The sequence below is a fragment of the Pseudomonas sp. R15(2017) genome (genome assembly GCF_002112685.1).
In the GTDB taxonomy this organism is placed as follows: domain Bacteria; phylum Pseudomonadota; class Gammaproteobacteria; order Pseudomonadales; family Pseudomonadaceae; genus Aquipseudomonas; species Aquipseudomonas glycinae.
Map to the genome: position 1 here is coordinate 179,143 of NZ_NEII01000006.1, position 21,872 is coordinate 201,014.

22 protein-coding genes are annotated in these 21,872 nt (G+C 59.7%); 17 read left to right on the forward strand and 5 right to left on the reverse strand.

Annotated elements, in window-relative coordinates; translation table 11 throughout:
• The first annotated feature begins 178 nt into the window (after window positions 1–178).
• The 4 genes from secA (at window position 179) to CAF77_RS14310 (ending at window position 5,893) form a co-directional block, all read left to right on the forward strand.
• A complete protein-coding gene (gene secA / locus CAF77_RS14295) occupies window positions 179–2,917 on the forward strand; it encodes a preprotein translocase subunit SecA (protein ID WP_064383763.1) in 2,739 nt (912 codons plus the stop codon).
• Window positions 2,918–3,039: 122 nt separating this feature from the next.
• Window positions 3,040–4,257: a bifunctional glutamate N-acetyltransferase/amino-acid acetyltransferase ArgJ gene (argJ, locus tag CAF77_RS14300; RefSeq protein ID WP_064383762.1), complete on the forward strand. Its 1,218-nt coding sequence runs from the start codon at window positions 3,040–3,042 to the stop codon at window positions 4,255–4,257.
• A gap of 62 nt (window positions 4,258–4,319) precedes the next feature.
• Window positions 4,320–4,952: a glutathione S-transferase family protein gene (locus CAF77_RS14305; protein WP_064383761.1), complete on the forward strand. Its 633-nt coding sequence runs from the start codon at window positions 4,320–4,322 to the stop codon at window positions 4,950–4,952.
• The gene (locus CAF77_RS14310; protein WP_064383760.1) at window positions 4,949–5,893 is read left to right on the forward strand and encodes a Nudix family hydrolase; all 945 of its coding nucleotides are present in this window, start codon (window positions 4,949–4,951) and stop codon (window positions 5,891–5,893) included. The genes CAF77_RS14305 and CAF77_RS14310 overlap by 4 nt, the downstream gene beginning before the upstream one ends.
• A gap of 130 nt (window positions 5,894–6,023) precedes the next feature.
• On the opposite strand, the gene CAF77_RS14315 is transcribed toward CAF77_RS14310, so the two are convergent.
• Genes CAF77_RS14315 through CAF77_RS14325 form a run of 3 tightly spaced genes read right to left on the reverse strand, consistent with a single transcriptional unit; the run spans window position 6,024 to window position 9,611 of the window.
• On the reverse strand, window positions 6,024–6,608 hold the full coding sequence (locus tag CAF77_RS14315) for a cob(I)yrinic acid a,c-diamide adenosyltransferase (protein ID WP_064383759.1): 585 nt from the start codon (window positions 6,606–6,608) through the stop codon (window positions 6,024–6,026).
• 3 nt (window positions 6,609–6,611) lie between these two features.
• Window positions 6,612–8,648, reverse strand: a complete 2,037-nt coding sequence (locus CAF77_RS14320) for a HAMP domain-containing sensor histidine kinase (RefSeq protein WP_064383758.1) — start codon at window positions 8,646–8,648, stop codon at window positions 6,612–6,614.
• Between the two features lie 45 nt (window positions 8,649–8,693).
• Complete coding sequence (locus CAF77_RS14325; protein WP_064383757.1) at window positions 8,694–9,611, reverse strand: putative 2-dehydropantoate 2-reductase; 918 nt, start codon at window positions 9,609–9,611, stop codon at window positions 8,694–8,696.
• Between the two features lie 140 nt (window positions 9,612–9,751).
• On the opposite strand from CAF77_RS14325, the gene CAF77_RS14330 reads away from it, so the two are divergent.
• A complete protein-coding gene (locus CAF77_RS14330) occupies window positions 9,752–10,237 on the forward strand; it encodes a YajQ family cyclic di-GMP-binding protein (RefSeq protein ID WP_011335651.1) in 486 nt (161 codons plus the stop codon).
• A 139-nt stretch (window positions 10,238–10,376) separates the two neighbouring features.
• A complete protein-coding gene (locus tag CAF77_RS14335) occupies window positions 10,377–11,216 on the forward strand; it encodes a mechanosensitive ion channel family protein (RefSeq protein WP_007951217.1) in 840 nt (279 codons plus the stop codon).
• 120 nt (window positions 11,217–11,336) lie between these two features.
• Here the strand turns inward: CAF77_RS14335 and CAF77_RS14340 are convergent, their stop codons facing one another.
• Window positions 11,337–12,683 (reverse strand): OprD family porin, encoded by a 1,347-nt coding sequence (locus tag CAF77_RS14340; protein WP_064383756.1) that lies wholly within the window; start codon window positions 12,681–12,683, stop codon window positions 11,337–11,339.
• 75 nt (window positions 12,684–12,758) lie between these two features.
• Between CAF77_RS14340 and CAF77_RS29010 the strand changes: the two genes are divergently transcribed.
• The 3 genes from CAF77_RS29010 (at window position 12,759) to CAF77_RS14350 (ending at window position 14,216) form a co-directional block, all read left to right on the forward strand.
• On the forward strand, window positions 12,759–13,112 hold the full coding sequence (locus CAF77_RS29010) for a hypothetical protein (RefSeq protein ID WP_139831602.1): 354 nt from the start codon (window positions 12,759–12,761) through the stop codon (window positions 13,110–13,112).
• A 468-nt stretch (window positions 13,113–13,580) separates the two neighbouring features.
• The gene (locus tag CAF77_RS14345) at window positions 13,581–14,006 is read left to right on the forward strand and encodes an HIT domain-containing protein (protein WP_041475414.1); all 426 of its coding nucleotides are present in this window, start codon (window positions 13,581–13,583) and stop codon (window positions 14,004–14,006) included.
• Between the two features lie 3 nt (window positions 14,007–14,009).
• Window positions 14,010–14,216 carry a SlyX family protein gene (locus tag CAF77_RS14350; protein WP_039766003.1) on the forward strand — a complete coding sequence of 69 codons (207 nt, stop codon included), beginning with the start codon at window positions 14,010–14,012 and terminating at the stop codon, window positions 14,214–14,216.
• An 84-nt stretch (window positions 14,217–14,300) separates the two neighbouring features.
• On the opposite strand, the gene CAF77_RS29625 is transcribed toward CAF77_RS14350, so the two are convergent.
• Complete coding sequence (locus CAF77_RS29625) at window positions 14,301–14,903, reverse strand: cold-shock protein (RefSeq protein WP_064383755.1); 603 nt, start codon at window positions 14,901–14,903, stop codon at window positions 14,301–14,303.
• A gap of 307 nt (window positions 14,904–15,210) precedes the next feature.
• Here CAF77_RS29625 and CAF77_RS14360 point away from each other — a divergent pair, with 307 nt between their 5' ends.
• The 8 genes from CAF77_RS14360 to ruvB all read left to right on the forward strand — a co-directional run bounded on the left by CAF77_RS14360 (window position 15,211) and on the right by ruvB (window position 21,816).
• Window positions 15,211–15,681 (forward strand): Dps family protein, encoded by a 471-nt coding sequence (locus CAF77_RS14360; protein WP_064383754.1) that lies wholly within the window; start codon window positions 15,211–15,213, stop codon window positions 15,679–15,681.
• A gap of 244 nt (window positions 15,682–15,925) precedes the next feature.
• Window positions 15,926–16,273: a ribbon-helix-helix domain-containing protein gene (locus CAF77_RS14365; RefSeq protein ID WP_064383753.1), complete on the forward strand. Its 348-nt coding sequence runs from the start codon at window positions 15,926–15,928 to the stop codon at window positions 16,271–16,273.
• Between the two features lie 113 nt (window positions 16,274–16,386).
• Complete coding sequence (locus CAF77_RS14370) at window positions 16,387–16,608, forward strand: FmdB family zinc ribbon protein (RefSeq protein ID WP_007951210.1); 222 nt, start codon at window positions 16,387–16,389, stop codon at window positions 16,606–16,608.
• A gap of 108 nt (window positions 16,609–16,716) precedes the next feature.
• Window positions 16,717–18,492, forward strand: coding sequence for an aspartate--tRNA ligase (aspS, locus tag CAF77_RS14375; protein WP_064383752.1), 1,776 nt, complete (start codon window positions 16,717–16,719; stop codon window positions 18,490–18,492).
• 124 nt (window positions 18,493–18,616) lie between these two features.
• Window positions 18,617–19,363 (forward strand): YebC/PmpR family DNA-binding transcriptional regulator, encoded by a 747-nt coding sequence (locus tag CAF77_RS14380; RefSeq protein ID WP_064383751.1) that lies wholly within the window; start codon window positions 18,617–18,619, stop codon window positions 19,361–19,363.
• A 140-nt stretch (window positions 19,364–19,503) separates the two neighbouring features.
• Window positions 19,504–20,031: a crossover junction endodeoxyribonuclease RuvC gene (ruvC, locus tag CAF77_RS14385; RefSeq protein WP_003227525.1), complete on the forward strand. Its 528-nt coding sequence runs from the start codon at window positions 19,504–19,506 to the stop codon at window positions 20,029–20,031.
• Between the two features lie 114 nt (window positions 20,032–20,145).
• Entirely contained in the window at window positions 20,146–20,754 is a 609-nt protein-coding gene (gene ruvA, locus CAF77_RS14390) for a Holliday junction branch migration protein RuvA (protein ID WP_007951205.1), read from the forward strand.
• Window positions 20,755–21,816 carry a Holliday junction branch migration DNA helicase RuvB gene (ruvB, locus tag CAF77_RS14395; RefSeq protein WP_064383750.1) on the forward strand — a complete coding sequence of 354 codons (1,062 nt, stop codon included), beginning with the start codon at window positions 20,755–20,757 and terminating at the stop codon, window positions 21,814–21,816.
• Window positions 21,817–21,872 lie beyond the last annotated feature (56 nt).

Genomic DNA, 21,872 nt, shown 5'->3' on the forward strand with positions numbered 1-21,872 from the left:
GCAAAACGCCCCTATTTTAAGTGAGCCCCGTCAAAGCGCAGTGCCAGCATCGTGGAATATCCCCACTTTCCTCACCACCGTTTCCGGGTAGAATGCTCGTTCGCATGCGGCCATGAGGGCTGCACGGGCGACTCACGGGGCCGCCCTCCATCCCTTTAGTGTGGAAGATCCTGCCGATATGTTTGCGCCTTTGTTAAAGAAACTTTTTGGAAGCAAGAACGAGCGTGAAGTCAAACGCATGCTCAAGACGGTGCAGCTCGTCAATGCCTTCGAAGAGAAGATGGTCGCCCTCTCGGACGATCAACTGCGCGCCAAGACCGCAGAGTTCAAAGACCGCATTGCCAAGGGGGAGACCCTTGATCAGCTGTTGCCGGAAGCCTTTGCGGTTGCCCGCGAAGCCGGCAAGCGGGTCATGGGCATGCGCCACTTCGACGTCCAGCTGATTGGCGGCATGACCTTGCACGAAGGCAAGATTGCCGAAATGCGCACCGGTGAAGGCAAGACCCTGGTGGGTACCCTGGGCGTTTACCTCAACGCGCTGTCCGGCAAGGGCGTGCACGTTGTGACCGTGAACGATTACCTGGCCCGCCGCGACGCCAACTGGATGCGTCCGCTGTATGAATTCCTCGGCCTGAGCGTCGGCATCGTGACGCCTTTCCAGCCGCCGGAAGAGAAACGCGCCGCCTACGCCGCCGACATCACCTACGGCACCAACAACGAATTCGGTTTCGACTACCTGCGCGACAACATGGCGTTCAGCATGGAAGAGAAATTCCAGCGCGAACTCAATTTTGCCGTGATCGACGAAGTCGACTCCATCCTCATCGACGAAGCGCGTACCCCGCTGATCATTTCCGGTCAGGCCGAGGACAGTTCCAGGCTGTACATCGAGATCAACAAGCTGATCCCGAAACTCAAGCTGCACGTCGAAGAAGTCGAAGGCGAAGTCACCCAGGAAGGCCACTACACCGTTGACGAGAAGACCCGTCAGGTCGAACTCAACGAAGCCGGTCACCAATTCATCGAAGACCAGCTGACCAGCATCGGCCTGCTGGCCGAAGGCGAGAGCCTGTACTCGGCGCACAACCTGAGCCTGCTGACACACGTCTACGCCGGTCTGCGTGCGCACAAGCTGTTCCACCGCAACGTCGAATACATCGTGCAGGACGGTCAGGTCGTACTGGTCGACGAACACACCGGTCGTACCATGCCCGGCCGTCGTCTGTCCGAAGGCTTGCACCAGGCCATCGAGGCCAAGGAAAACCTGAACATCCAGGCCGAGAGCCAGACGCTGGCATCGACCACGTTCCAGAACTACTTCCGTCTGTACGACAAGTTGTCCGGCATGACCGGTACCGCGGACACCGAAGCGTTCGAATTCCATCAGATCTATGGCCTGCAAGTCGTCGTGATCCCGACCAACAAGCCGTTGGCCCGTAAGGACTACAACGACCTGGTGTTCCTGACCGCCGAAGAGAAATACGCGGCGATCGTCAATGACATCAAGGAAAGCATGGCCGCCGGCCGGCCGGTGCTGGTGGGTACTGCGACCATCGAAACCTCCGAGCACATGTCCGCATTGCTCGAGAAGGAAGGCATCGAACACAAGGTTCTGAACGCCAAGTTCCACGAAAAAGAAGCTGAAATCATTGCGCAGGCCGGTCGTCCGGGCGCCCTGACCATCGCCACCAACATGGCCGGTCGTGGTACCGACATCCTGTTGGGTGGCAACTGGGAAGTTGAAGTCGCGTCGCTGGAAAACCCGACCCCTGAGCAGATCGCCCAGATCAAGGCCGACTGGCAGAAGCGTCACCAGCAAGTGCTGGAGTCCGGCGGCTTGCAGGTGATCGCGTCCGAGCGTCACGAATCCCGTCGTATCGACAACCAGCTGCGTGGTCGTGCCGGCCGTCAGGGTGACGCCGGTTCCAGCCGCTTCTACCTGTCGCTGGAAGACAGCCTGATGCGCATCTTCGCCTCCGACCGGGTGAAGAACTTCATGAAGGCCCTGGGCATGCAGCCTGGCGAAGCGATCGAGCACCGCATGGTGACCAACGCCATCGAGAAGGCACAGCGCAAGGTTGAAGGCCGCAACTTCGACATTCGCAAGCAACTGCTCGAATTCGACGACGTCAACAACGAACAGCGTAAAGTGATCTATCACATGCGCAACACGTTGCTGGCCGCGGACAACATCGGCGAAACCATCGCTGATTTCCGTCAGGACGTCCTGAACGCCACCGTCAGCGCGCACATTCCGCCGCAATCGCTGCCAGAGCAGTGGGACGTGGCCGGTCTGGAAGCGTCGATCGCCAGCGACTTCGGCGTGAAGCTGCCGATCCAGCAATGGCTCGACGAAGACGATCACCTGTACGAAGAAACCCTGCGCGAGAAGCTGATGAACGAGCTGATCGCCGCGTACAACGAAAAAGAAGACCAGGCGGGCGCCGAAGCCCTGCGCTCGTTCGAGAAGCAGATCGTGCTGCGCGTTCTGGACGACCTGTGGAAAGACCACCTGTCGACCATGGATCATCTGCGTCACGGCATCCATTTGCGTGGTTATGCGCAGAAGAACCCGAAGCAGGAATACAAGCGCGAGTCCTTCACGCTGTTCTCCGAACTGCTGGATTCGATCAAGCGCGACTCGATCCGTGTGCTGTCGCATGTTCAGGTTCGCCGCGAAGATCCGGCCGAAGAAGAGCAACGCCTGCGTCAGGAAGCCGAAGCGCTGGCCGCGCGCATGCAGTTTGAACACGCTGAAGCGCCAGGTCTGGATCAGCCGGAAGCACTGGTCGGTGAAGAGGTCGATGTGGCCCTCGCCGCCGCCCCGGTTCGCAACGAGCAGAAGCTGGGCCGCAACGAACTGTGCTACTGCGGTTCGGGCAAGAAATTCAAGCATTGCCACGGGCAGATCCAGTAAACCCCGTTTCAATCGCTGAAATACCCGCGCCGCGACCGGCACCAGCCGTCGCGGCGTTTTGCCATTTACACCACCGTCACTACGCTTGGCGGTGCTGACATCATTGAGTAAGGAGCGCATTCATGGCTGTTGGTCTTGGTCCTTTGCCAACGTTGCACCCGGTTGCCGGTTTTGAACTCGGTATCGCTTCGGCCGGTATCAAGCGCCCGGGGCGCAAGGATGTCGTCGTGATGCGTTGCGCCGAAGGCTCCACCGTGGCGGGCGTGTTTACGTTGAACGCTTTCTGTGCAGCGCCGGTGATCCTGGCCAAGAAGCGCGTACAGAACCCGGTGCGTTACCTGCTGACAAACACCGGCAATGCCAACGCCGGTACCGGCGAACCGGGGCTTGCCGCTGCCGAGCGCACCACCGCCAAACTGGCCGAGCTGACCGGCGTGGATGCCAGCCAGATCCTGCCGTACTCCACCGGTGTGATCGGCGAGCCGCTGCCGGTCGAGAAGATCGAAGGCGCTCTGCAGGCCGCGCTCGACGATCTGTCGGAAAACAACTGGGAAGCCGCCGCCACCGGCATCATGACCACCGACACGCTGCCAAAAGGCGCAAGCCGCCAGTTCCAGCATGACGGCGTGACCATCACCGTCACCGGCATCAGCAAGGGTGCAGGCATGATTCGTCCGAACATGGCGACCATGCTCGGCTACATCGCCACCGACGCCAAAGTCTCTCGTGACGTGCTGCAAAACCTGATGCTGGACGGCGCCAACAAGTCGTTCAACCGCATCACCATCGACGGCGACACCTCGACCAACGACTGCTGCATGCTGATCGCCACTGGCAAGGCTGCACTGCCGGAAATCACCCGCGCCGAAGGTGAGCTGTTCGCCAAGCTGAAACAGGCCGTGTTTGAAGTTTGCATGGACGTGGCCCAGGCCATCGTGCGTGACGGCGAAGGCGCGACCAAGTTCGTGACCGTTGAAGTCAACGGCGGCGGCAATCACCAGGAATGCCTGGACGTCGGCTACACCGTGGCCCACTCGCCGCTGATCAAGACCGCGCTGTTCGCCTCCGACCCGAACTGGGGTCGCATCCTCGCCGCTGTCGGCCGTGCCGGCGTGCCGGACCTGGATGTGAGCAAGATCGACGTGTTCCTCGGCGACGTGTGCATCGCCAGCCGTGGCGCCCGCGCCGCGACCTACACCGAAGCCCAGGGCTCGGCAGTGATGCAGCAGGAAGAAATCACCATCCGTATCGAACTGGGTCGCGGCGATTGCAGCGAAACCATCTGGACCACCGACCTGTCCCACGAGTACGTGAAGATCAACGCCGAATACCGCACCTGATCCCTGCCGAAGAAGGAGGTCTGCGGACCTCCTTTTCTTCTGTCCCATGAAAGGACCCGAACATGAGCCTTCACCTGATCATCGGCGACAAACTGCTTTCCTCCTGGTCCCTGCGCGCGGCACTAGCGCTTGAACTGACCGGTGCGCCCTACACCGAAGAACTGGTCAAGCTCGGCAAGCCTGACACCCGCGAGCGACTGCTCAAACATTCGCCCACCGGCAAGGTGCCGCTGCTGAAAACCGCCCGTGGCACCGTCGCCGATTCTCTGGCAATTGCCGAATACCTGGCCGAACAGTTTCCTTCCGAGCAACTCTGGCCGACCGATATCGCCGCCCGTGCCCAGGCCCGGTCCGCCTGCGCGCAGATGCACAGCGGCTTCTTCGCCATGCGCAATCACATGCCGTTCAACCTGAGCCACGATGCGCCACTTAACCCTGTGCCGCCGGAGGTGAAGGTCGATATCGAGCGCATGCTCGCGCTGTGGGCCGAATGCCGTGCTGTCGCGACCGAGCCTGGGCCTTACCTGTTTGGTCGGGTGTCGCTGGCCGATGCGTTCTTCGCACCGATTGCCGTGCGCCTGCGCACCTATCAGGTGAAGTTGCCGGCCGATGATGAAGCCTATGTTGAAACCGTCTACCAATGGCCTGCCTTCAAGGCCTGGCAAAAGGCAGGACTGGAGGAGTTGCAGTCGTGAAACGCGTACACGTCGCTGCTGCCGTCATTCGTGACGACAGCGGCAAAATCCTGATCGCCCGGCGTGCCGATACCCAGCATCAAGGCGGCCTCTGGGAATTTCCCGGTGGCAAGGTCGAGGCCGATGAGTCGGTGCAAACCGCGCTGGCTCGGGAGCTGCACGAAGAGTTGGGCATTGTCGTCGGCGCCGCGCGGCCGCTGATCAAGGTTCGCCATGATTACCCGGACAAGCAGGTGTTGCTGGATGTCTGGGAAGTTTCGAGCTTCACCGGGGAACCCCATGGCGCCGAAGGCCAGCCATTAGCCTGGGTCTCGGCCAGGGAGCTGACGGATTACGAATTCCCGGCGGCCAACCAGCCGATTGTCGCGGCAGCGCGTCTGCCTGCTGAATACCTGATCACCCCGGAAGATCTGGAAACCCCGGCCTTGCTGCGCGGTATCCAGAAGGCAATCGCCGGTGGCACCAAGCTGATCCAGCTGCGTGCACCCAATGGTTACGACCCGAAGTACCGCGATCTGGCGGTGGACGCGGTCGGCCTGTGCGCCGGCAAGGCGCAGTTGATGATCAAGGGCCCGTTCGAGTGGCTGGGCGATTTCCCGTCCGCTGGCTGGCACATCACCTCGGCACAACTGCGCAAGTACGCGGCGGCGGGGCGCCCGCTGCCGGGGGAGCGCTGGTTGGCAGCGTCCTGCCACAACGCTGAAGAACTGGCACTGGCCGAGCAGATGGGTGTGGATTTCGTCACCCTGTCGCCGGTGCAGCCGACCCTGACTCACCCGGATGCACAGCCGTTGGGTTGGGAGCAGGCTTCGACCCTGATCGAAGGCTTCAGCAAGCCGGTGTTTCTGTTGGGTGGCGTCGGCCCGGCGGAGCGCGAAAAAGCGTGGGATGCCGGGGCTCAGGGTGTGGCGGGGATTCGGGCGTTCTGGCCACAGGCCTGAGTTTGCGGTGAGGCCAGTGGCCTCATCGCTGGCAAGCCAGCTCCCACAGGTTTAAGGCTTCATAGAATACTTGTGAACGATCAAGAACCTTGTGGGAGCTGGCTTGCCAGCGATGACTGACTGACAGGCGCTACACCTCTGAAGGTTTCGCCGCCGGCTGCCACAGAATCTCGGCAATACCCTGACGCCGGGCGATCAGCCTGGCCGCCACAAACAACAGATCCGACAAGCGATTGATATACGCCAGGCCAACCCCGGCCAACGGTTCGATCGCATTCAAATGCTGACAACGCCGCTCGGCACTGCGCGCCAGGCTGCGGCAGACGTGGGCCTGGGCAATCAGCATCGAACCGCCCGGCAGAATGAAATTCTCCAGCGGCCCCAGTTCCTCGTTCCAGACATCGATAGCGGCTTCCAGCCGTTCGATTTCTGCTGCGTTCAATGCCTGATATTCCGGCATCGCCAGCTCGCCACCGAGATCGAACAATCGGTGCTGGCAGGGCGCCAACACATCGATCAGCTCATTCAGCCCGGGGCAGGTTTCGCGCTCGGCGATCAATCCAGCCAGCAGTACACCGACCTGACTGTTCAGCGTATCGACCTCGCCAATGGCTTCGATGCGCGGGTGATCCTTGGGCACCCGGCGGCCGTCGCCGAGTCCGGTTTCGCCCTTGTCGCCGGTGCGGGTGTAGATCTTCGACAGGCGAAAGCCCATGGTTTACCTCGGTAGTTGATTGGTTTCGGCGGCGATGGGCGCCGGTTGCGCCAGTGGCAGGCGCAGGGTGAAGCAGGTGCCTTGCCCCGGCGCCGACTGCACTTCCATCTGGCCTTTGTGGTTGTTGGTGATGATGAAGTACGACACCGACAGCCCGAGGCCCGTGCCCTGGCCGATTTCCTTGGTGGTGAAGAACGGCTCGAAGGTGCGCTTGCGCACGTTCTCGCTCATGCCGATGCCGTTGTCCTCGACCTGAATCTCGGCCCACGGCGGATTGAGCCGGGTGCGCAAGGTGATTCGCCCTGGCTCGCTGTCATCTTCGCGCTGGTGGATCGCCTGCGCGGCGTTTTTCAGCAGGTTCAGCAGCACCTGTTCCAGTTCGTTGGCAGTGCCGGGCACCGGGCCCAGCGCCGGGTCGAACTGGCGAATGATCGCCTGACCCTTGAAGTCGAACCCGATGGCCAGGTCGAAGTCGTTGCCGGCGATTTCCACGGCTTGATCGATCAGCGCCGGCAGGTCGCACGGCGCCATCTGGCGGTTGCTGCGGCGACTGAAACTGAGCATGTGCGTGACAATTTTCGCCGCCCGCGCACCGGCCTGCTGGATGCCGTCGAGCAGTTGCGGGACTTCCCGACCTTGCAGGTAACGGTTCACGGTATCGAGTTCGATGCCCAGTTGCTCGGCCTGCTCGAGGTTCTTCGGCAGGTCTGGCGACAGGCGTCGGCGGATGTTCTGCACGTTGTGCAGGATCGCCCCCAGCGGGTTATTGATCTCGTGGGCCATGCCGGCGGCGAGGCCACCGACCGACAGCATTTTCTCCGACTGCACCATCATTTCTTCCAGCGACAGGCGCTGGGTGATGTCGTCGATGCGGATCACCACGCCGCGCCCGGCGCCGCCCATCAGCGGGTAGAAGGTGAGGGCGTAGTGTTTGGGCTCGTCGTCCTTGAACCAGGTCACGCGCTCGATTTTCGCTACCGTGTGTTGTTCGACAGTCTGCTTGAGTTGCGGCAGGAATGGCTTGAGCGGTTCGAAGGCGAGGAAGATCGGCTGGTTCAGCGCTTCGTCCAGCCGTGTACCGGAAAGGGCACTGGCCTCCTGGTTCCACTGCGTGACGTAGAGCTGTTCGTCGAGGGCGATCAGCGCCGAGGGCATGGAGTCGATGATGCTGTTGAGGTAGTTCTGGAACCCGGTGAGTTTCTTCTCGATCTTGCTGCGCACCTGGACTTCCAGTTCCAGCTTGCGGTTGGTGTGGCGGGTTTCTTCGGCCAGCCCCTGGGCCTGGTCGTAGGCCGCCTGGGAGTCGTCGCGGGCACGCTTGAGTTGCTGCTCCCTCGCCTCGATGCGCGAAAGCATGGTGTTGAACGCCTCGGCCAGACTGCCGATTTCGTCACGATTACCCCGGGAGGCGCGCAGGGCGTAATTTTCCTCGCGGGTCACCTGGCGGGACAGCTCTTCAAGCTGATGGATCGGCCGGGTAATCAGGCGTTTGATCTGCCGGGCAATGACCAGCCACAGCAGCACACTGAAAATCAGAATCCCCAGACTGGCGGTGAGCGTGCCGGTGTAGAACGCCACCGGCAGTTCGCTGCTGGCGACCAGTAACAGGTGGCCCGGTGCGGTGCCTGGACGGGGCAGGGTGATCAGTTGGTTGCTGCGAAATTCGGTCAGTTGCCAGGCTTCGATGTGCCGGTAGCGTTCCGGCAGGTTGAGTTTGTCACCGCGTTGCAATTGCGCCAGACGTTCGCCCTTGCCGTCATATAGAGCGGCGGCGCGCAACGGCGAATAGCTGTCGAGCTCTTTGAGCAGGCGTTCGGCGCTTTGGGGCGACTGCAAGGCCTCGGCCACCAGACTCGGGTTCGACACCAGCCGGCCGATGGTCTGCAAGGCCTGGGGCGCCATGCTTTCCTGGGAGATGTAATAGGCGGCGCTGATAAAGGTCAGGTTGGCGACCAGCAACACGGTGGTCAACAGCACCAGCAGGGCGGCCAGCAGTTTCTGGCCGACCGGCAGGTTTTCAAGACGCTGGCGCAATGGCATCAGGTTTATCGCAGCAAAGGAACAAGTGGCCAGCGTAGCCGCTGCTCAGTCGACGGGCAATCCGAGACTGTGCAGATGAGCGGTCAGACGCTCCTGCAATTGCTTGAGATGCGGCAGGTTCAATTGGTGACGCTGGGCAACCTTGCAGGCATGGCCGAGCAGATAGCTGATCTCGGTGCGGCGTTTACTGGCCACATCCTGATACATCGACGAGAAATTCGCCGCCGTGGCCTGGATCACCCGCTCGACTTCCTGTTGCAGGTTGTCCGCTGCGGCCGGTTGACCGCAGCGTTCGAGCAGTTCGGTCAATTCGCCGCACAGGGTGGCGACTTCGCAGTGATGTTGCTGCAAGCCGCCGTTGCGGCAGTCGTGCAGCACCGTCAGCGGATTGATTGCACAGTTGAGTGCCAGTTTGCGCCACAGACGGGTGAGGATATCGGCGCTCCATTCATGGGGGATTTTCGCCGCCTCGAGATCGTCCAGCCAGATCGGTGCTATCGGATGACCGGCGTCCCCCAGCCAGGTGTAGCCATGGCCGGCGAACACCACGCGCCAGTCTCCATCGCGAAATGCGCCTTCGGTGCTGGAGGCGCTGATGCAGCGGGCCTGCGGGACTCGCGCGGCGACCGCTTCCTGGCTGCCGAGGCCGTTCTGTAAAAGAATCAGTTCGGCGTCCGGTGCCAGGCGATGGGCAAGTCCGGCCACAGCCGCTTCGGCGTCGTAGGCCTTACAGGCCACGAGCAGGCGGCGGATCGGTTCGGGGCTGTCCGGGGTTTCGCCGGGGATGGCGTAACTGCTGGCCACGCCTTGTTCGACGAGGGTCAGGCCGCCCGCCATTGCATAGTCGTGCAAGCGGTCAATGTCGCGCAGGATCAACCGAACCGGCAGGCCGGCCCGGGCCAGGCGCGTGGCCCAGAGCGTGCCGAGACTTCCGGCGCCGAGGACATGCCAGGGGGTGGACATCAGTTTTTCACTCGGTAAGGTACAGGCATGCAAGGCTCGCCGTGTCGGTGGGAAAAGACCCGTTATAATGAGCCCGATTTTAACCGCAAGCCAAGCGCGCCGCGTCCCGCACGAGCGCGCCTTTTTATTGGAGAACTTACATGCCGTCGTTCGACGTGGTATCCGAACTGGACAAACACGAACTCACCAACGCGGTCGAGAACGCCGTGAAGGAACTCGATCGTCGTTATGACCTGAAAGGCAAGGGCAGCTTCGAATACAAGGAAAAGGACCTGACCGTCCACCTGACCGCTGAAGCCGATTTCCAGCTGGAAGCGATGATCGAGATCCTCAAGCTGGCCCTGGTCAAGCGCAAGATCGACGTGCAGTGCCTGGAAGTCAAAGACTCCTTCGCCTCGGGCAAGCTGATGAAGCAGGACGCCGTCCTCAAGGAAGGCATCGACAAGGAACTGGCGAAGAAAATCGTTGGCCACATCAAGGAAGCCAAGCTCAAGGTGCAGGCCGCCATTCAGGGCGAGCAGGTGCGTGTGACCGGCAAGAAGCGTGACGACTTGCAGGAAGCCATCGCAGCCCTGCGCGCCAAGGAATTCGGCATGCCACTGCAGTTCAACAACTTCCGCGACTAAGCTTTTCGGTCGGGAACCTCTCGGCGTTTAAGGCGTCCGAGGCCCAAGCAACGGCAGAAACGATTGAGCCCTGTTCGGTTCGGTCTTTCTGCCGCTGGTTTTTTACAGCCCGGGGAAGCCGGCAATCAGGAGATAAAAGATGGATTTGAATGCTGAGGTGGACAACCTGGTCAAGGCGTCCCAGGCGTGGATTCCGATGATCATGGAATACGGCAGTCGTGTGCTGCTGGCGGTGATCACCCTGGCCATCGGCTGGTGGCTGATCAACAAGGTCACGCAAAAGCTCGGCGGCCTGCTGGCCCTGCGCAATGCCGACCTGGCGCTGCAAGGTTTCATCAGCAGCCTGGCCAACATCATTCTCAAGGTGCTGCTGATTGTCAGCGTGGCGTCGATGATCGGTGTTGAAACCACCTCGTTCGTCGCGGCGATCGGTGCGGCGGGCCTGGCCATCGGTCTGGCATTGCAGGGCAGCCTGGCGAACTTCGCCGGCGGCGTGCTGATTCTGCTGTTCCGTCCGTTCCGCATCGGTGACTGGATCGAAGCCCAGGGTGTGGCGGGTACCGTCGACAGCATCCAGATCTTCCATACCGTACTGCGTACCGGCGACAACAAGACCATCATTGTCCCGAACGGCAACCTGTCGAATGGCATCATCACCAATACCAACCGTCAGCCGACCCGCAAGGTTGTGTTTGACGTAGGTGTGGATTACGAAGCCGATCTGCAAAAGGCCCGTCAGGTGCTGCTGGATCTGGCCAAGGATGATCGTGTTCTGCAGGATCCGGCACCCCAGGCCGTTATTTCGACGCTGGGTGACAGTTCGATCACTGTTTCTCTGCGCGTCTGGGTTAAAACGGCGGATTACTGGGATGTGATGTTCATGTTTAACGAACAGTCCCGTGATCGTTTAAAAACTGCCGGAATTGATATCCCGTTTCCGCAGCGAGTGATTCGTGTGGTTCAGGAATCGGCAGTGTAATGATAGGTTGCTAATTGATTGCCTGACTTGTTGGTCAGGCGTTTATTACAAGTGACAGATAACAAAAAGGCCCATCCGAAGATGGGCCTTTTTTTATGCTACCAAACTAACCGCTGACGATTACAAGATGTTCAGTGGGTACTCGGTGATCAGACGGAACTCGTTGATATCACCTTCAGCCTGGTCGGTGTTACCACGGTGCCATGCCTGACGAATACGGAAGGACAGATCTTTGGCCGGGCCGGACTGAACTACGTACTTGGCTTCAAGGTTGGTTTCGTGATGTTTGCCATCTTCACCGTAACCGTACGAGCGGTAAGGGCTGTCAGCATCCATTTTAGTACCGTCGATATCCCAGCCTTTTACATAACGGGCCATGAAGCTCAGGCCAGGTACGCCGTACTCGGCCATTTTCAGGTCATAACGAATCTGTGCAGATTTCTCGTTAGGACCGTTGAAGTCGGAGTACTGGATGGAGTTGGCGAGGAAGATCGAGTCGCCACCGCGGTTGTTGTCACCTACGCCGACGTAGTCGAACGGGGTGTCGCCGTCGACTTTCTGGAAGGCCAGAGTCACGGTGTGTGCTTTCAGGAACGACAGTGCGGTTGCCAGGGAAAACGTGGTGTTGCTGATGTCACCGGCTTTGGCGCTACCGGTGTCGTTGGTGCGGTAGATGTTGAAGTCGGTGTTCAGCGAAGTGTCACCACTGATCGGGGTGGTGAGGTTCACGTTAGCGTAGTACTGGTTCCAGATGTCCTTGAACTTCGAACCGTAGAGCGACACGCTCAGGTTGTCGGTGATGCCGTATTTACCACCGGCGAAGTCCATGGTTTTGCCAGTGACAGGGTTATCGGTGGTGCTGGAGTACTGCGAATGCAGCTCACCGTCGCTGTTCATCTCGTCCTGGCTGGAGGCCGAGTAGAAGTGACCTGCTTCCAGATCCAGGTTCTGGATTTCGCTGCTTTGCAGTTGGAAACCGGTAGCGGTCTGAGGAATCAGACGGGAGCCGCCGACAGCAAATACTGGAGAGGTACTTGGCTGGAACTCACCGAACTTCAGCTCGGTTTTGGAGATGCGAGCTTTGATCGCTGCGCCTGCTTTGCCCATGCTGTCCTTGACGTGGCCCTGGGAGTCGACGCTCGTGTTGCCCGAACTGGCAGTACCGTCACCGCCATCCAGTTTGATGCCCAGGTAACCGAATGCATCAACACCAATCCCGACAGTACCTTGGGTGTAGCCGGAGCTGAAGTTGCCCAGGAAACCCTGTGTCCAGTCGATTTGATCGTTGGAACCGCCTTTGCGGTCGCGGTTGAAGTAGTAGTTCTTCAACGTCTCGGTGAGTTGTGCGTCTTCAACAAAACCTTTGGCTTCAGCCTGGTCACTTACAAACGGGGCGGCCGTAGCCACTTGAGTACTGGCTGCTGCAGCAACTGCCAGTGCGATCATGCTCCACTTCATCACGCGCATCGTGATTTGCTCCTTTGGTTTTAGAAGAGTACTGCCGTCCCACCTGTTTTATTATCTGGGCGGCTCTTTCTTTTTGTGTCGGCGCAAACTTATATCACGCCGACCATGTTGGCGATACTTGCGAATCCAACCTTTCAGCTTCTTTACGAGCGTGTCGCAAACGGCTTGGTAGATGTCGCAAATTTACAGTCCAAATGCAATGGGACTGACAACTTCAGCGCTGTTTTACAGAGCTTGAGCATCGGTAAAAAAGAGTCCCTTGGCAAAACGCTTGAATCTCCATCGGGCAACCCTGCCACTGTTTTTATGGGGCTCAAGGCATCCACTTCTTGTGGTGCGCTTATAGTCCATATGGGTATGAATGCAACAAGCGTGCACAAACCGCTGAATTGTTCCGGTTTTTTTCAAGATGCTCGTCCGGAGCTGTAAAAACCGCATAAAACCGGGGGCTTCGAGGGGCTTTCGAACAGGCTTGACGCCATCCTTCGCATGGTGTTGCTCCCTGAAAGTCGCGGCGCGACAACCAAAAACGTTACCGGTTCACCCCGTCGGTGAGTATTCGGCGGATGCCCGACGCACTGAGCGTAGACGCACTGTGCGGTTTTGGTGCAAAAAATTTTATTGGCTGTACTGAATTCATACAGTTGAGCCGTCGATGGTGCGTAAACGTTGCTTCCTGAACCGGTCATTTCCCGCGTTCGAATACAGTGCTGGTTCTGTTCTGGTGCGCTCGTGCCACAAATGTCACTTTGCAGGGCGCGCAAGATTCCTTGCCGTGGCGCATTCGCCGTGAAGGACATGTCAATCGCAGGTATGCTGCCCTCCAGTCGTTTGGCGCGCTGCTTTCAGGGTGGGGCGCTAAGCTGAAAACAGGTCATTTCGCCGGGAGTGCGCGCAGTGTTTGCTTTAGATTCACGACTTCAACAGGACACCCTGACCATCGGCGACTTCCCGCTGTGCCGACTGCTGTTGTCCAACGATGCCAACTACCCGTGGTTCATCCTGGTGCCACGCCGCGACGATATCAGCGAGTTGTTTCAGTTGGATGTCGCCGACCAGCAGCGCCTGTGGCAGGAAACCACGGCACTGGCCGAGGTGCTCAAGGATTCCTTCGACGCCGACAAGATGAATGTCGCGACCCTGGGTAATGTGGTCAGCCAACTGCATATGCATGTGATCGTGCGTAAGCGGGACGATGCCGCCTGGCCGGCGCCGGTCTGGGGCAAGCACCCCGCCAAACCTTACAGTGCCGAGCAAGTGGCCGCGATCCGCGAGCGCCTGCGTCTGGTGCTGGACGAAGATTTCACCTTTCTGGAGGGCTGAGTCATGAGCCTCGAACAACGTGTTACCGAGCTGGAAAGCCGCCTGGCGTTTCAGGACGACACCATTCAGGCATTGAATGATGTGCTGGTGGAGCAGCAGCGGGTGGTTGAGCGTTTGCAGTTGCAGATGGCTGCCGTGCTCAAGCGTCAGGAAGAGATGGTCGGCCAGATCGGGTCTTTTGAAGAAGACGCGCCACCGCCGCACTATTGAGAGGTCTGTGGGCATGCTCCCGTGAATAAAAAAACCGCGAACAGCCAGGCTGTTCGCGGTTTTTTTATTGCCGGGAAGCGTGAATCAGCGACGCGGCAGGGCGGCGATCACGTCTTCGGCCTGCAGGCCCTTGTCACGGTTCATCACCGAGAACTCCACGCGCTGGCCTTCGACCAGGACGCGGTGGCCTTCGCCACGGATGGCGCGAAAGTGCACGAAAATATCATCGCCGGAATCCCGGGAGATAAAACCGAAGCCCTTGGAGGTGTTGAACCACTTGACGGTGCCGGTATCGCGGTTGCTCATGTCGTAGCTTTGCGTCGCGACGGCCGGTGAGGACTTGTAGAAGCTGACGGCCAGGTGCAGAACCACGGCGACCAGAGCGATCACCAGGCTGAACAGCACGGCTGGCTGGCCGGCGATGACAGGCATCGGCGCGATCAGGGTCAGGGTTTGCAGGACAACGGTCAGCACCAGCAGGGCGCTGACCAGGTTTTGCAGATGCTGGCGCGGACCTTTGTTCCAGTTAGGGATGACTGGCGCAAGGATCAGGTTCAGCAGGCCGAAGAAGGCCAGGTAAAGTGCATCGGGTTGTTGCAGGTAAGGTACCGCTTCGGACTTCAGGCTAGGTATGAAGGACAGCAGCAAGGCTGCTGCGCCCATTAGCAGGTGGACGATTTTCAACATTTTTATTGACTCACGTTATGACGGCTCACAAGGAAGAGCTGAAGGCGCACGGTTCGCTTCGGAACAATAAAGAGGCGTTGGACACGTACCCGGCATCAGCCTATGCGCAGGCCCGGAAAACGGGGCGTAGCGACACACTGCCTATTTAACAGCAAAGCCTGCGGGTACTCAAATTACGCCGGCCGGCGGCAGGCGTCGGACGATTTGTCGCGTCTATCGGTGTCATACGGGGCTGCGGGGCGGGGGTGGCCTTGCTACAGTGGAACGACACCTGCTGGATGAACTCAATCGCCGTTAGGGGGTAAGCATGGCAATCGATATCGGTATCAGTGAAGCAGACCGCAAATCCATCGTCGAAGGGCTCTCGCGCCTGCTGTCGGACACCTACGTGCTGTATCTGAAGACCCACAACTTCCACTGGAACGTCACCGGGCCGATGTTCCGGACCCTGCATCTGATGTTCGAGGAGCAATACAACGAACTGGCCCTGGCGGTGGACTTGATCGCCGAACGCATCCGGGCGCTGGGGTTTCCGGCGCCAGGCGCATACGCAACCTACGCCCGTCTGTCTTCTATAAAAGAGGAGGAAGGGGTGCCGAGTGCCGAGGACATGATCAAACAATTGGTCGAGGGTCAGGAGGCCGTCACTCGCACGGCGCGGGGGATATTCCCTCTGCTGGATAAAGTCAGCGATGAGCCGACCGCCGACCTGCTGACTCAACGCATGCAGGTTCACGAGAAAACCGCGTGGATGTTGCGCGCACTGCTTGAGGCCTGATGGCGGGAAGCGCACGGACACCCCGGGTTCGTGCGCTGTTGTCTTCTCCCCTGGAAAAGTCATTCACGACAGTAGGAAACGAGGAACGCGACCCACCGCTCCATGATCCTCCGTGTCGCGTTGGCTTATCCTACGTGAAGGGTCCAAAAGTCATCTGGATCTGCCTTTGCGCCTGCGCTTTTAATGAGGTCACAGGATGTTGCCTTGATAACAAGTGCAGGAATGACAAAGGAGTGTCAACGATATGGAATGTGCAGACAGGCGAGGCGGCATTGCTGTCGGCTCGCAACAGGACAGGTTTGTGGAACCGTTTCTCGGCGGATTCGACATGGCGTTGATCCGTCCGTTGTCCCGGTCGGTACGCTTGAACGGGTTTGCGACCTGCATGCGGCTCGAACAGGTTTACTGGAATATCCTGGGCCGGATGGCCGAGGACAATTGCTGTTCGGTCGGCACGCTGTTGTCCCGTCTCGACCGTGAAGTACACCTGCGCCATGGCGGGGTGAAAAACTTCAGTGGTCTGGTACGGGTGGTGTGCGTGGTGCATGGCCTGCGGGATTCTCCGGGGATGCACGACGCGGGTTGTCACTGACGATACGGCCTGTGCAGTCTTACGGCTGCACAGGCCGCATTTAATGGATATAATCCCGCTCTTTCGCCGCACAGCCCCGCGTGTGCTGGCAACCTGATTGCCGAGACAACCTCATGCCGATGTACGATTACCAATGTGCTTCCTGTGGTCATCAGTTGGAAGCCATTCAAAAGATCAGCGACGCACCACTGGTCGATTGCCCTGCCTGCCAGGCGCCTGAACTCAAGAAGCAACTGTCGATGCCGGGCTTTCGCCTCAGTGGCAGTGGCTGGTACGAAACCGATTTCAAGACCGGCGCGAAGAAGAATCTGGCCGGTGGCGACAAATCTGACTAGGGTTCAAACCCAGGTCGAACGACACGCGCGAGTTTCCACAGGTTGCACAGTGCTTGAGTGCAGCGGGATCTCCACCGAATTTCGAATTACGAGAAGCGAACCACTACCATGATGCGCAGCCATTATTGCGGCCAACTGAACGAAAGCCTGGAAGGCCAGGAAATTACCCTTTGCGGATGGGTTCACCGTCGTCGCGACCACGGCGGGGTGATTTTCCTCGATATCCGTGATCGTGACGGTCTGGCCCAGGTAGTGTTTGATCCGGATCGCGCCGAGAGCTTCGCCGCCGCCGATCGCGTGCGCAGCGAATACGTCGTGAAGATCACCGGCAAGGTGCGTCTGCGTCCGGCCGGTGCCACCAACGCCAACATGGCGTCGGGCATGATCGAAGTGCTGGGCTACGAACTGGAAGTGTTGAACGAGTCGGAAACCCCGCCGTTCCCGCTGAACGAGTTCTCCGACGTCGGCGAAGAAACCCGTCTGCGTTATCGCTTCCTGGACCTGCGTCGTCCGGAAATGGCCGAGAAGCTGCGTCTGCGTTCGCGCATGACCACCAGCATCCGTCGCTACCTGGACGAGAACGGCTTCCTCGACGTCGAAACCCCGATCCTGACCCGTGCCACTCCGGAAGGCGCGCGCGACTACCTCGTGCCGAGCCGTACCCACGCCGGTTCGTTCTTTGCGCTGCCGCAATCGCCACAGCTGTTCAAGCAACTGCTGATGGTCGCCGGCTTCGACCGTTACTACCAGATCGCCAAATGCTTCCGCGACGAAGACCTGCGTGCCGACCGTCAGCCTGAGTTCACTCAGATCGACATCGAGACCAGCTTCCTCGACGAAAAAGACATCATGGGCCTGACCGAAGGCATGATCCGCAACCTGTTCAAGGAAGTGCTGGATCTGGAATTCGGCGAGTTCCCGCACATGACCTTCGAAGAAGCCATGCGCCGTTACGGTTCCGACAAACCAGACCTGCGTAACCCGCTGGAACTGGTAGACGTGGCCGACCAACTGAAAGAAGTGGATTTCAAGGTCTTCAGCGGCCCGGCCAACGACCCGAAATGCCGTATCGCCGCGCTGCGCGTTCCAGGCGGGGCGAGCATGCCGCGCAAGCAGATCGACGACTACACCAAGTTCGTCGGCATCTACGGTGCCAAGGGCCTGGCGTACATCAAGGTCAACGAGCGTGCGGCCGGTGTTGACGGTCTGCAATCGCCGATCGTGAAAAACATCCCGGAAGCCAACCTGAACGTGATCCTCGATCGCGTTGGCGCAGTCGACGGCGACATCGTGTTCTTCGGCGCCGACAAGGCCAAGATCGTCAGCGAAGCCCTGGGCGCGCTGCGTATCAAGCTCGGTCACGACCTGAAGCTGCTGACCTGCGAGTGGGCGCCGATGTGGGTCGTCGACTTCCCGATGTTCGAAGAGAACGACGACGGCAGCTTCTCGGCCTTGCACCATCCGTTCACCGCGCCGAAGTGCACTCCGGAAGAGCTCGAAGCCAACCCGGCTGGCGCTCTGTCCCGTGCCTACGACATGGTGCTGAACGGCACCGAGCTGGGTGGCGGTTCGATCCGTATTCACCGCAAAGAGATGCAACAGGCGGTGTTCCGTCTGCTGGGCATCAACGAAGCGGAACAGGAAGAGAAGTTCGGCTTCCTGCTCGACGCCCTGAAATACGGCGCGCCGCCGCACGGTGGTCTGGCCTTCGGTCTGGACCGTCTGGTCATGCTGATGACCGGCGCCCAGTCGATCCGTGAAGTGATCGCCTTCCCGAAAACCCAGAGTGCTGCCGACGTGATGACGCAGGCGCCGGGTGTCGTGGACGCGAAGGCATTGCGCGAACTGCACATTCGTTTGCGCGAAACGCCGAAGGCTGAGTAAGACGGGCCTGAAGGCGCATCTTCGGATGCGCCTTTTTTCTTTCTGCAGTGATTGAAAACAAGATTTTTTTGCTGGCCGATGCACCTGCATGGCGGGCATTGTTCAAGAGAATTCGGAGCGAGTTATGGCAGGTCATTCCAAGTGGGCGAACATCAAGCACCGCAAAGAACGCCAGGATGCCAAGAGAGGCAAGATCTTCACCAAGTGGATCCGCGAACTGACCGTGGCGGCCCGTCAGGGCGGCGGTGATCCGGGCTCCAACCCGCGTCTGCGTCTGGCGCTGGACAAGGCGCTGGGCGCCAACATGAGTCGCGACATCATCGACCGTGCCGTGGCCCGTGGCGCCGGTGCGACCGAAGCCGACAACGTTGAAGAGCTGACCTACGAAGGTTACGGTCCGGGCGGCGTGGCGGTGATGGTCGAGTGCATGACCGACAACCGCAACCGTACCGCAGCGGCCGTGCGCCACGCGTTCAGCAAGTGTGGCGGCAACCTCGGTACCGACGGTTCGGTAGCCTATCTGTTCGAACGCAAGGGCCAGATCAGCTTTGTCCCGGGCGTTGACGAAGACGCGCTGACAGAGGCCGCGCTGGAAGCCGATGCCGACGACGTGGTCAGTCACGAAGATGGCTCGATCGACGTGTTCACCTCCTTCACCAGCTTCTACGCGGTACGCAATGCCCTGGAAGCCGCCGGTTTCAAGGGTGATGACGCGGAAATCGTCATGCAGCCGACCACCAGCGCCGAACTGGATCTGGAGGGCGCCGAGAAGGTGCTCAAGCTGATCGACATGCTGGAAGATCTGGATGACGTGCAGAACGTCTACTCCAACGCGGACATTCCGGAAGACGTGGCCGCTCAGCTCGGTTAAGAGCGACTAGGCTCAATGTGGGAGCTGGCTTGCCAGCGATGGCGTCGGCACATCAGCTAATGATGGTGCCTGACACACCGTCATCGCTGGCAAACCAGCTCCCACATTTGTTTTTTGTGTTTTTTCGAACCAGCAGGCTTATGACTTTAATTCTTGGTATCGACCCCGGTTCGCGCATTACCGGTTACGGCGTTGTTCGCGATACCGGACGCGGCGGTTGCATCTACGTCGCCTCGGGTTGTATCCGCACCGGTGCCGGCGAGCTGCATGAGCGGTTGCAGATTGTCTACCGCGGCGTGCGGGAAATCATCCAGACCTACGGCCCGGTCACCATGGGTATCGAAAAGGTGTTCATGGCGAAAAACGCTGATTCGGCGCTCAAGCTCGGGCAGGCCCGTGGGGCCGCTATCGTTGCCGGCGCCGAAGAAAGCCTGGAGATCGCCGAGTACACGGCCACTCAGGTCAAGCAGGCTGTGGTGGGAACCGGTGCTGCCAATAAAGAGCAGGTGCAGATGATGGTCATGCACATGCTCAAGCTGACCAGCAAACCGCAAATCGACGCATCGGATGCCCTGGCCATCGCCATTTGTCACGCCCACACCCGCTCCAGTCTGTTGCCGCATGGCTTGGGAACTGCACGCAGTCGTGGCGGGCGTCTGCGTCTCTGATAGCATCAGCAGTCAATTTCACGGAATGTGGATTTCGCGCCTGGGTCGTCGGCAGCAAATCCATGCTCTGTCGGTCGCCAGCCCACGGCTGGCCAACGCTCAAGGATCTGAAACGTGATTGGACGCTTGCGCGGCACTCTGGCTGAGAAACAGCCGCCGCACCTGATTCTGGATGTAAACGGCCTCGGGTATGAGCTGGAAGTGCCCATGACCACCCTTTATCGTCTGCCGTCGGTCGGTGAACCGCTGACCTTGCACACCCATTTGGTCGTACGCGAAGACGCACAGTTACTCTATGGCTTTGCCGGCAAGCGTGAGCGAGACTTTTTTCGCGAGTTGATCCGTCTCAACGGTGTAGGGCCGAAACTGGCCCTGGCCTTGATGTCGAGTCTTGAAGTCGACGAACTGATCCGCTGCGTGCAATCCCAGGACACCTCGGCGCTGACCAAGGTGCCGGGCGTGGGCAAGAAAACCGCCGAACGCCTGCTGGTCGAGCTCAAGGATCGCTTCAAGGCCTGGGAAACCTCGCCGGCCATGTTCGCGCTGGTGCCGAACCAGCCGGACGGCCCGGCGCCTGTCAACACCGCCGAGAACGACGCGGTCAGCGCGCTGATTTCCCTGGGCTACAAGCCTCAGGAAGCGAGCAAGGCGATTTCCGCGATCAAAGAGAAAGGCCTGAGCAGCGAAGACATGATTCGACGCGCCCTGAAGGGAATGATTTAAGTGATTGAAGCAGATCGTCTGATCGCCGCCACGCACAGTCCGCGTGAGCGCGAAGAAGTCCAGGATCGGGCGATACGTCCCGTCAGCCTGGCCGAATACATCGGCCAGCCGACCGTTCGCGAGCAGATGGAACTGTTTATCCAGGCCGCCCGTGGCCGTAGCGAATCCCTCGACCACACCCTGATTTTCGGCCCGCCGGGGCTGGGTAAAACCACGCTGGCCAACATCATCGCTCAGGAAATGGGTGTGTCGATCAAGAGCACTTCCGGCCCGGTGCTGGAACGGCCCGGGGATCTGGCGGCACTGTTGACCAACCTTGAGCCGCACGACGTGCTGTTCATCGATGAAATCCATCGTCTGTCGCCGATCGTCGAAGAAGTGCTGTACCCGGCCATGGAAGATTTCCAGCTCGACATCATGATCGGTGAAGGTCCGGCGGCGCGTTCGATCAAACTTGATCTGCCACCGTTCACCCTGGTTGGCGCGACGACGCGGGCGGGCATGCTGACCAACCCGTTGCGCGACCGTTTCGGCATCGTCCAGCGTCTCGAGTTCTACAGCACCGCTGACCTGGCGACGATTGTCAGCCGTTCGGCGAATATCCTCGGCTTGCCGCTGGATCCGGAAGGGTCTTTCGAGATTGCCCGCCGCGCCCGTGGCACGCCGCGGATCGCCAACCGACTGTTGCGTCGGGTGCGGGATTTCGCTGAAGTCCGGGCCAAGGGCCACATCACCAAGGCTGTCGCGGATCTGGCGCTGAATCTGCTGGATGTCGACGAGCACGGTTTCGATCATCAGGACCGGCGTCTGCTGTTGACCATGATCGAGAAATTCGATGGCGGCCCGGTGGGCATCGACAGCCTGGCAGCGGCGATCAGCGAAGAGCGCCACACCATTGAAGACGTGCTCGAGCCGTACCTGATTCAGCAGGGCTACATCATGCGTACGCCGCGGGGCAGGGTGGTTACCCGTCACGCGTACCTGCATTTTGGTTTAAACATTCCGACACGAATGGGCGAGATGCCCGTGGTAGACGAGTTTCTCGATGCCGTGGACGATTGATACACATTTATTGTCGATTTATTCAGCGTTTGTACTGTCACAGGACGGTACTTTTG

Excerpts from the sequence above, each read along its gene's own strand:
- CAF77_RS14320 (WP_064383758.1), bottom strand. The coding sequence starts at position 8,648 with ATGCCATTGCGCCAGCGTCTTGAAAACCTGCCGGTCGGCCAGAAACTG.
- CAF77_RS14315 (WP_064383759.1), bottom strand. The coding sequence starts at position 6,608 with ATGGGCTTTCGCCTGTCGAAGATCTACACCCGCACCGGCGACAAGGGC.
- CAF77_RS14325 (WP_064383757.1), bottom strand. The coding sequence starts at position 9,611 with ATGTCCACCCCCTGGCATGTCCTCGGCGCCGGAAGTCTCGGCACGCTC.
- argJ (WP_064383762.1), top strand. The coding sequence starts at position 3,040 with ATGGCTGTTGGTCTTGGTCCTTTGCCAACGTTGCACCCGGTTGCCGGT.
- CAF77_RS29625 (WP_064383755.1), bottom strand. The coding sequence starts at position 14,903 with ATGTTGAAAATCGTCCACCTGCTAATGGGCGCAGCAGCCTTGCTGCTG.
- CAF77_RS14380 (WP_064383751.1), top strand. The coding sequence starts at position 18,617 with ATGGCAGGTCATTCCAAGTGGGCGAACATCAAGCACCGCAAAGAACGC.
- secA (WP_064383763.1), top strand. The coding sequence starts at position 179 with ATGTTTGCGCCTTTGTTAAAGAAACTTTTTGGAAGCAAGAACGAGCGT.
- CAF77_RS14305 (WP_064383761.1), top strand. The coding sequence starts at position 4,320 with ATGAGCCTTCACCTGATCATCGGCGACAAACTGCTTTCCTCCTGGTCC.
- CAF77_RS14330 (WP_011335651.1), top strand. The coding sequence starts at position 9,752 with ATGCCGTCGTTCGACGTGGTATCCGAACTGGACAAACACGAACTCACC.
- CAF77_RS14335 (WP_007951217.1), top strand. The coding sequence starts at position 10,377 with ATGGATTTGAATGCTGAGGTGGACAACCTGGTCAAGGCGTCCCAGGCG.
- CAF77_RS14365 (WP_064383753.1), top strand. The coding sequence starts at position 15,926 with ATGGAATGTGCAGACAGGCGAGGCGGCATTGCTGTCGGCTCGCAACAG.
- CAF77_RS14370 (WP_007951210.1), top strand. The coding sequence starts at position 16,387 with ATGCCGATGTACGATTACCAATGTGCTTCCTGTGGTCATCAGTTGGAA.
- CAF77_RS14340 (WP_064383756.1), bottom strand. The coding sequence starts at position 12,683 with ATGCGCGTGATGAAGTGGAGCATGATCGCACTGGCAGTTGCTGCAGCA.
- aspS (WP_064383752.1), top strand. The coding sequence starts at position 16,717 with ATGATGCGCAGCCATTATTGCGGCCAACTGAACGAAAGCCTGGAAGGC.
- CAF77_RS14360 (WP_064383754.1), top strand. The coding sequence starts at position 15,211 with ATGGCAATCGATATCGGTATCAGTGAAGCAGACCGCAAATCCATCGTC.
- CAF77_RS14350 (WP_039766003.1), top strand. The coding sequence starts at position 14,010 with ATGAGCCTCGAACAACGTGTTACCGAGCTGGAAAGCCGCCTGGCGTTT.
- ruvC (WP_003227525.1), top strand. The coding sequence starts at position 19,504 with ATGACTTTAATTCTTGGTATCGACCCCGGTTCGCGCATTACCGGTTAC.